This window comes from Candidatus Zixiibacteriota bacterium (genome assembly GCA_021159005.1).
Taxonomy (GTDB): domain Bacteria; phylum Zixibacteria; class MSB-5A5; order UBA10806; family 4484-95; genus JAGGSN01.
In genome coordinates this window covers 1-3,731 of the sequence record JAGGSN010000051.1, presented here as the reverse complement: position 1 = coordinate 3,731, position 3,731 = coordinate 1, and the positions used below count along the sequence as shown (strand labels likewise).

General features: G+C 46.1%; 2 protein-coding genes. Both read left to right on the top strand.

From position 1 onward, the window contains the following. On the top strand, positions 1-1,938 hold a 1,938-nt coding region (locus tag J7K40_03135; protein ID MCD6161391.1), incomplete at its 5' end, for a hypothetical protein. Between the two features lie 342 nt (positions 1,939-2,280). Beyond that, the gene (locus tag J7K40_03130) at positions 2,281-3,627 is read left to right on the top strand and encodes an IS4 family transposase (protein MCD6161390.1); all 1,347 of its coding nucleotides are present in this window, start codon (positions 2,281-2,283) and stop codon (positions 3,625-3,627) included. Positions 3,628-3,731: the final 104 nt, after the last annotated feature.

Sequence of the window (3,731 nt, the reverse complement as noted above, 5' to 3'; positions counted from 1 at the left end):
GAGAATAAATCACAGAGATTTTCACCTGAATTCCAAATTCCACAACACAATAAAAAAGCCGCGAGTGAGATTGTAGTTGAGATTGCCGACAATTCACTTTCACCCGGTAATACCAGTTCTTCCGCCGAACTGCTAATTAAGGTTTTGGATATCAATCACGGAGTCGCGGTTGGCGAAGGCCTTGATGAGATGAAAGCAGACAGTTCTGTCGGTTCGATTTATGTTGAGGTTGCCGGTGTAACATCGGGAATGGCGGGAGGCGCGGCGACACCAACCGGCGGCGATGGCCGTGACCCGTTAAATCCCCTTACATTCAACCTGAATTTCAACAACGACCTTGGAGCGGAACAGGAAACATACACGGGATTGGTCAAGGTTCTCGATTCCTACGCACCCGGACTAAATGAAATGGCACTGCTAAACGGCATGGATGCCATCAAGCGAGTTGAACCAACAGAAAATCCGCTTGTCGGCTTGTACGCTCTTGATGAATTCGCGACATACATGACATTCGAAATCGAAATTGAGGGCGGCAATCCAATTGCGTCATTCGTGACTGACCCGGTTGGAACTCCCGATCTCGAACTCAGTTTCCTCGATATTGTCGAATTCACGTCAACAAGCACTGATCCCGATGACCCATTAACACCGGAAGGCCAAATCGTCAGCTACGAATGGGATTTCGTATGGGATGGCGATCCTCTTACTTTCACCGATGATTTGGGTGGACTGGGCACTGATGTCGAAACACATCAGTTTACAACTGCTGGAATCTATCGTGTCGGCTTGAGAGTTGCGGACGGCGGCACACCGCCACTGATCAGTGAAATATACTCAATTCAGGTTACTGTCGATAAGTGGAGCGAGGATTTCGTGATTGACTCCAACGATGGCAGAATCCCGAAAATCGCCCAGATGCCGGGTGGGAAAATAATTACTGTCTGGTCTGGTGATGATGGTCAAAACCACTATTCTATTTATGAAACCGAGTGGTCAACTCCGGAGGTCTTTGCCACAACAACAGGCAACTACATGTCCATCTGGACTGGACCTGGTGATGATGAGGTGTATGCCTCCGCTCACAGGCGAAGATTTCACTATACCGGTTCACCCGGTTTGTGGCCGGAACATTCGTGGGATATCGCTTCGTGCATACAAACACACATCTATTCAGATGATATCGGCGGTTACGGCTTTTTCGTCAATACAAGCTTAGCGTTTGGGCATATTGTAAGAAGACATTATCCCTCTTTTGGTGCCATGTATCAGTTCGATGATTACATAACATGGTCAGGTCAAAATAACCGATTAATGGGTGAAAGCCGTATTATTGACATTAATTCATCAGGCCAGCTTTTTCTCGTATATATGAGAGATCTAGCAATTGATCCCTATCGTCCGCCACAGGATTATCGCTATGTTATCTGTGCCAGGATGCCTCAGAGTGCGCCAACGGAAAGTTGCTTCCTTGTTGATCAAGGTGCTAACGACACACTCGATTCAATTGTAATCGCGAGTGATACAAATGATAATCTTCATGTCGCTTATTTAAGCCAGCCGAATGGCGGAGGCGATTTCTCAATCATTTACAAATCCAGCACAAATAACGGTGCAAGCTGGAGTGGCGGAACAGTAATCTATACTGGCTCCAATGAACCTGAGGCTGAATATATCAGCATCGATACAGATTCCAGCAACAACATCATCGTAACATATCATGTTGGAGACAGCATTTACTGGGCTTCATCCGTAGATGGTTCAAGCTGGTCAACAACGGAAATTGTAAATGAGTCATTCCCGGGTGGAATCACATCCGACAAGGAACAGTATATGGTTGTCGATTCACGCGACTGGACACACATTGCCTGGGACAGATGCGCTGCGGGAGCAGTCGGGCATGGCCCCATAATGCACAGAGTCCGCGCCCCTGTTGATTAACACGTTAGGATTGAACTACACGTTAGGATTGAACTACATGTCAGGATTGATTTACGCGTTATGGTTGATTTACACGTCAGACTGAAGATTCCGTCATTCCCGCGAACGCGGGAATCCAGATAGTCTGGTTAAAGAAAAAAAGGCTCTTCAATAAATCTATTAAAATAGGGCGCTGTCCCGAATGTCACTCGGTTAGCTAGTTGTATCAATATCTAGCGGATTTAACTTCTGGAAAATTATCATATCTATTAAAAGGTCAGTATTTATAGGAGATACAAGACAAAAACGCCTCAATGAGGGATAATTAGTTTTTGCTCAAACAATTACCTCGGAGGCGTTCGAATGACATTTTACAACATAACACATCAGATTAGCAAAATTAAAAAGAACGAAATTTACACAGTTGTTGAATCATTAACGCCGGAATCAGTGGAGAATATTTTTTCCGGTATTCGTGAACGAAAGCGGATATATCATCTACACCCGCTGCTCCAATTATACCTGATTCAGATCGCAGGCGGCTTGACGGACAGGAGTACAGTCTCCAAAGGCATCAATCAGGGATTACTACCTATAACAACAAGCCCAACAGCATCATCATACTGCACAGCAAAAACGCTGCTCACGGAAAAAGCATTGAAGAGCCTGGCGATGCGGACAGGTGAAACCTTGGAAACATGCGCGAAGGAGAGATGGATGTTCGGCAACCGCCCGGTCAAAGTTGTCGACGGTACCAGTGTCGAACTGACTGACACACCGGACAATCAGGCTGAGTATCCACAACCAAAGCCACAGAAGAAGGGATGCGGATTCCCTGTCATGAACATGTGTGTCCTGATGGGACTTGAGTCAGGAGGAATAATCGACGTGGAAACCATTGCGGGAACTGGTTATGAACACCCGTTGTTCAGACTGCTTTGGCGGTCCCTTGAGAAAGGAGACATAATACTGGGAGATGCCTTGTACGGATCATATGCGGAGGTCGCACTGCTTCAAATCATGGGTGTTGACTGTGTGTTCCGAAAAGGGACAAAGAAGTTCAAGCGCGAAGATGCTGTTGAACTGGACAACGGTGACTGGCTGTACCACTGGAAACGTCCTGTATCACCGGGGAAATGGATCGATTCTGATGAACTGCCTGAATCCATCGTGGTCAGGGTGATCCACGCGGTGATAAATCGAAAAGGATTCAGAAGCAAAAATGTCACAATATATACTACTCTTCTCGACACCGATGAATACACGCGTGACGACCTTCTGGAACTATACCGCAGACGGTGGGATATCGAACTCCGGTTCAGGGATATCAAGACAACCATGGGTTTCGAAATGCTTCGAAGTAAATGTCCGTCAGCATGTCGCAGGGAACTCTGGGCCGGGATCTTGCTCTACAACCTGATCAGAACTATCATGCTTGATGCCGCTCTTCAGTACAAAGTCTGCATGGCAAGGCTTAGCTTTAAGGGTGCAATCGACAGGTTTGCCGAAATGATGTCCGGCCTGTATATCCATCTAGACCCGTGGCAGGCTTATCAACTGCTCATTCGGAACATTGCTCTTGATATTAATCCTGATCGCCCCTTCCGTATAGAACCGAGAAAACTTAAACAACGTCCTAAAAACTATCGTTTATTGAACATACCTAGAAAATTAGAACGTAAACTAATTGAAATTGGCTATACTGCTTAACCGAGTGACATTCGGGACAGCGCCCTTTTTGTTGACAGATCAGGACTGAAGTTATAAGCTAAGTGCATGCTTGGAATACCGCGAATCGACATTCAGGATATATC

Bases quoted from the DNA above. Each gene is read 5' to 3' on its own strand.
- J7K40_03130 (MCD6161390.1), top strand. From the start codon at position 2,281: ATGACATTTTACAACATAACACATCAGATTAGCAAAATTAAAAAGAAC.